Annotated in this window: 4 protein-coding genes; 2 read left to right on the forward strand and 2 right to left on the reverse strand. The window is 60.9% G+C overall.

The annotated features are described in order from the left end of the window. Positions 1–57: 57 nt before the first annotated feature. Complete coding sequence (gene lpxH, locus D6877_RS13580; protein WP_130911127.1) at positions 58–810, reverse strand: UDP-2,3-diacylglucosamine diphosphatase; 753 nt, start codon at positions 808–810, stop codon at positions 58–60. Continuing rightward, a complete protein-coding gene (locus D6877_RS13585; RefSeq protein ID WP_095189877.1) occupies positions 807–1,313 on the reverse strand; it encodes a peptidylprolyl isomerase in 507 nt (168 codons plus the stop codon). The genes lpxH and D6877_RS13585 overlap by 4 nt, the downstream gene beginning before the upstream one ends. 251 nt (positions 1,314–1,564) lie before the next feature. Between D6877_RS13585 and D6877_RS13590 the strand changes: the two genes are divergently transcribed. Both D6877_RS13590 and cysS read left to right on the forward strand, forming a co-directional pair. Further along, complete coding sequence (locus D6877_RS13590) at positions 1,565–3,262, forward strand: glutamine--tRNA ligase/YqeY domain fusion protein (RefSeq protein WP_024013424.1); 1,698 nt, start codon at positions 1,565–1,567, stop codon at positions 3,260–3,262. Positions 3,263–3,280: 18 nt separating this feature from the next. Next, a partial coding sequence (gene cysS / locus D6877_RS13595; RefSeq protein WP_130911128.1) for a cysteine--tRNA ligase occupies positions 3,281–4,447 on the forward strand: 1,167 nt, incomplete at its 3' end.

Genomic DNA, 4,447 nt, shown 5'->3' on the forward strand with positions numbered 1-4,447 from the left:
CTCTGGATGGGACGCGGAGCGTCCCGGGCTGCATTCCCACGCGGAGCGTAGGAACGATCATGCGCTCGGGGCGGGGAGGGCTGGCGGCGGGGCGAAATCGAACGGCGCCAGGGCATACCCGCTCTCATCGACCTGCAGCGCCCAACCCTGACGATCCCAATCCCCCAGCACAATCCGCTTCGCCGCTTGTTCACCCAGCTGCAACTTGTGAATTGCCGGGCGGTGGGTGTGGCCGTGAATCAGGGTTTTCACGCCGAATGCCTGCATCATTCGCGGAATCTCTTCCGGGGTGACATCGACGATGTCATTGGCCTTCATCCGCGTCTGTGCGCGGCTTTCGCTGCGTAGCTTGCGCGCCAGTTTGTGGCGGCTGCGCAGGGGCAGGTGACGGAGGATGAACAGGGTGATCGGGTTACGCAGATAACGCCGCAGCTTCATGTAGCCAACGTCGCGGGTACACAGGCTGTCGCCGTGCATCAGCAGCACCGGCTCGCCGTAGAACTGCACGACACTCGGATCCTTCAGCAAGGTGCAGCCGGCCTGTTTGCAAAAGGCCTTGCCGAGCATGAAATCGCGATTGCCGTGCATCAGAAAGATGGCCGTGCCGCTGTCGCTCAAATCGCGCAGGGCCTGGCAGATGGAGCGCTGAAAGGGCGTCATGGCGTCGTCGCCAATCCACGCCTCGAAGAAGTCGCCGAGGATGTACAACGCACTCGCCGAGCGGGCGCGTCCGGCGAGCAAATCCAGAAACGCCCGGGTTATGTCCGGGCGCTCCTCTTCCAGATGCAAGTCTGAAATCAGCAATATCACGCTTCGATGATCTCGGCTTTCTCGATGATCACGTCGTCTGCGGGTACGTCCTGGTGGCCGGCCTTGGAGGTGGTCGACACGCCTTTGATCTTGTCGACAACGTCGGTGCCGGCGGTCACTTTACCGAATACCGCGTAGCCCCAGCCCTGCACGTTCTTGCCGCTGTGGTTGAGGAAAGTGTTGTCGGCGACGTTGATAAAGAACTGCGCCGATGCCGAATGCGGCTCCATGGTGCGGGCCATGGCGACGGTGTATTTGTCGTTGGAGAGACCATTGTCCGCTTCGTTCTGGATGCTTGGACGCTTGTCTTTCTTTTCTTTCATGCCAGGCTCGAAACCGCCGCCCTGGATCATGAAGTTGCCGATGACGCGGTGGAATACGGTGTTGGTGTAGTGACCGGCGTTGACGTACTCGATGAAGTTGGCAACGGTGATCGGCGCCTTTTCAGCGTTCAGTTCGATGACGATGTCGCCATGGTTGGTGGTCAGTTTGACTTGAGTCATGGTCATTACTCTTCATAGGGAATTCGTGGTTCTGGGACATTGAGCCCCACAACCGGTTCAGCCTGCTTCGGCCAAGGTGCGCAGTTTAGCGTGACAGGCGCGAATTTCGAGGCGGTTTTTCATTTCCCGGCGATTAAATGCGTGCCTTTATAAGAGCTGCTCTGTCAGGCCCTTGACAGCATCGGCTATGATAGCGGCTTTGTTTTGTCTGGCCCCTCTTTGCGGCCGCGCACCTGTACGTCAAGGATCCTATGAGCAAGCCCACTGTCGACCCTACCTCGAATGCCAAGTCCGGCCCTGCCGTGCCGGTCAACTTCCTGCGGCCGATCATCCAGGCAGACCTGGACTCGGGCAAGCACACCCAGATCGTGACTCGCTTTCCGCCGGAGCCCAACGGCTACCTGCACATCGGCCACGCCAAGTCGATCTGCGTCAACTTCGGCCTGGCCCAGGAGTTCGGTGGCGTCACGCACCTGCGTTTCGACGACACCAACCCGGCCAAGGAAGATCAGGAATACATCGACGCCATCGAAAGCGACGTCAAATGGCTGGGCTTCGAATGGTCCGGTGAAGTGCGCTACGCCTCGCAGTATTTCGACCAGTTGCACGACTGGGCCGTCGAGCTGATCAAGGCCGGCAAGGCCTACGTCGACGACCTGACCCCGGAGCAGGCCAAGGAATACCGTGGCAGCCTGACCGAGCCGGGCAAGAACAGCCCGTTCCGTGACCGTTCGGTTGAGGAAAACCTCGACCTGTTCGCGCGCATGAAGGCCGGTGAATTCCCGGACGGCGCGCGCGTGCTGCGGGCGAAGATCGACATGGCCTCGCCGAACATGAACCTGCGCGACCCGATCATGTATCGCATCCGCCACGCGCATCACCACCAGACCGGCGACAAGTGGTGCATCTACCCGAACTACGACTTCACCCACGGGCAGTCGGATGCCATCGAAGGCATCACCCATTCGATCTGCACCCTCGAGTTCGAAAGCCATCGTCCGCTGTACGAGTGGTTCCTGGAGAACCTGCCGGTGCCGGCGAACCCGCGCCAGTACGAGTTCAGCCGCCTGAACCTGAACTACACGATCACCAGCAAGCGCAAGCTCAAGCAACTGGTTGACGAGAAGCACGTCAACGGCTGGGACGATCCGCGCATGTCCACGCTGTCGGGCTTTCGCCGCCGTGGCTACACGCCGAAATCGATCCGCAACTTCTGCGAAATGATCGGCACCAACCGTTCCGACGGCGTGGTCGATTTCGGCATGCTCGAATTCAGCATCCGCGACGATCTCGACCACAGCGCACCGCGCGCGATGTGCGTGCTGCGTCCGCTGAAAGTGGTCATCACCAACTACCCGGAAGGCCAGGTCGAAAACCTCGAACTGCCACGCCACCCGAAAGAAGACATGGGCGTGCGCGCGCTGCCGTTCGCCCGGGAAATCTACATCGACCGCGAAGACTTCATGGAAGAGCCGCCGAAGGGCTACAAGCGCCTGGAACCGGCCGGTGAAGTGCGTCTGCGCGGCAGCTACGTGATCCGTGCCGACGAAGCGATCAAGGACGCCGACGGCAACATCGTCGAACTGCGTTGCTCGTACGACCCGGACACCCTCGGCAAGAACCCGGAAGGGCGCAAGGTCAAAGGCGTGATCCACTGGGTGCCGGCCGCCGCCAGCGTCGAGTGCGAAGTGCGTCTGTACGATCGCCTGTTCCGTTCGCCGAACCCGGAAAAGGCCGAAGACAGCGCCAGCTTCCTCGACAACATCAACCCTGACTCGCTGCAAGTGCTGACCGGTTGTCGCGCCGAGCCATCGCTCGGCAATGCACAGCCGGAAGACCGTTTCCAGTTCGAGCGCGAAGGCTACTTCGTCGCAGATCTGAAGGACTCGAAACCCGGTCAGCCGGTATTCAACCGTACCGTGACCCTGCGTGATTCGTGGGGCCAGTGAGTGAGTCAAGGAACTAACGTGCTAACGATCTACAACACGCTCAGCAAGAGCAAAGAAGTCTTCAAGCCGCTGGATGGCAACAAGGTGCGCATGTACGTCTGCGGAATGACCGTGTACGACTACTGCCACCTCGGCCACGGCCGCAGCATGGTCGCGTTTGACCTGGTGACGCGCTGGCTGCGCTTCAGCGGTTATGACCTGACCTACGTGCGCAACATCACCGACATCGACGACAAGATCATCAATCGTGCCCGCGAGAACGGTGAATCGTTCGAAGCGCTGACCGAGCGCATGATCGCCGCGATGCACGAAGACGAAGCGCGCCTGAACATCCAGAAGCCGGACATGGAACCGCGCGCCACCGATCACATCGCCGGCATGCACGCGATGATCCAGACCCTGATCGACAAGGGCTACGCCTACGCGCCGGGCAATGGCGACGTGTACTACCGCGTCGCCAAGTTCATGGGCTACGGCAAGCTGTCGCGCAAGAAGATCGAAGATTTGCGCATTGGCGCGCGCATCGAAGTCGACGAGTCGAAACAAGACCCGCTCGACTTCGTCCTGTGGAAAGCCGCCAAGCCGGGCGAGCCGAGCTGGGAATCGCCATGGGGCGCCGGGCGTCCGGGCTGGCACATCGAGTGCTCGGTGATGTCGACCTGCTGCCTCGGCGAGACTTTCGACATTCACGGCGGCGGCAGCGACCTGGAGTTCCCGCACCACGAGAACGAAATCGCCCAGAGCGAAGCGGCCACCGGCAAGACCTACGCCAATGCGTGGATGCATTGCGGGATGATTCGCATCAATGGCGAGAAGATGTCCAAGTCCTTGAACAACTTCTTCACCATCCGCGACGTGCTCGACAAGTACCACCCGGAAGTCGTGCGTTACCTGCTGGTATCGAGCCACTACCGCAGCGCGATCAACTATTCGGAAGACAACCTCAAGGACGCCAAGGGCGCGCTTGAGCGTTTCTACCACGCGTTGAAAGGCCTGCCGACGGTGGCGCCGGCCGGTGGCGAAGCGTTTGTCGAGCGTTTCACCGCGGTGATGAACGACGACTTCGGCACCCCTGAAGCCTGCGCCGTGCTGTTCGAGATGGTGCGTGAGATCAACCGTCTGCGTGAGAGCGATCTCGATGCAGCGGCGGGGCTGGCGGCACGTCTGAAAGAACTGGCGAGCGTG

Source organism: Pseudomonas sp. Sample_9 (assembly GCF_004307535.1).
Classification (GTDB): Bacteria; Pseudomonadota; Gammaproteobacteria; order Pseudomonadales; family Pseudomonadaceae; genus Aquipseudomonas; species Aquipseudomonas mercuritolerans.

What these genes read in the sequence shown, in the direction of transcription:
- D6877_RS13585 (WP_095189877.1), bottom strand. Translation starts at nt 1,313, where the DNA reads ATGACTCAAGTCAAACTGACCACCAACCATGGCGACATCGTCATCGAA.
- D6877_RS13590 (WP_024013424.1), top strand. Translation starts at nt 1,565, where the DNA reads ATGAGCAAGCCCACTGTCGACCCTACCTCGAATGCCAAGTCCGGCCCT.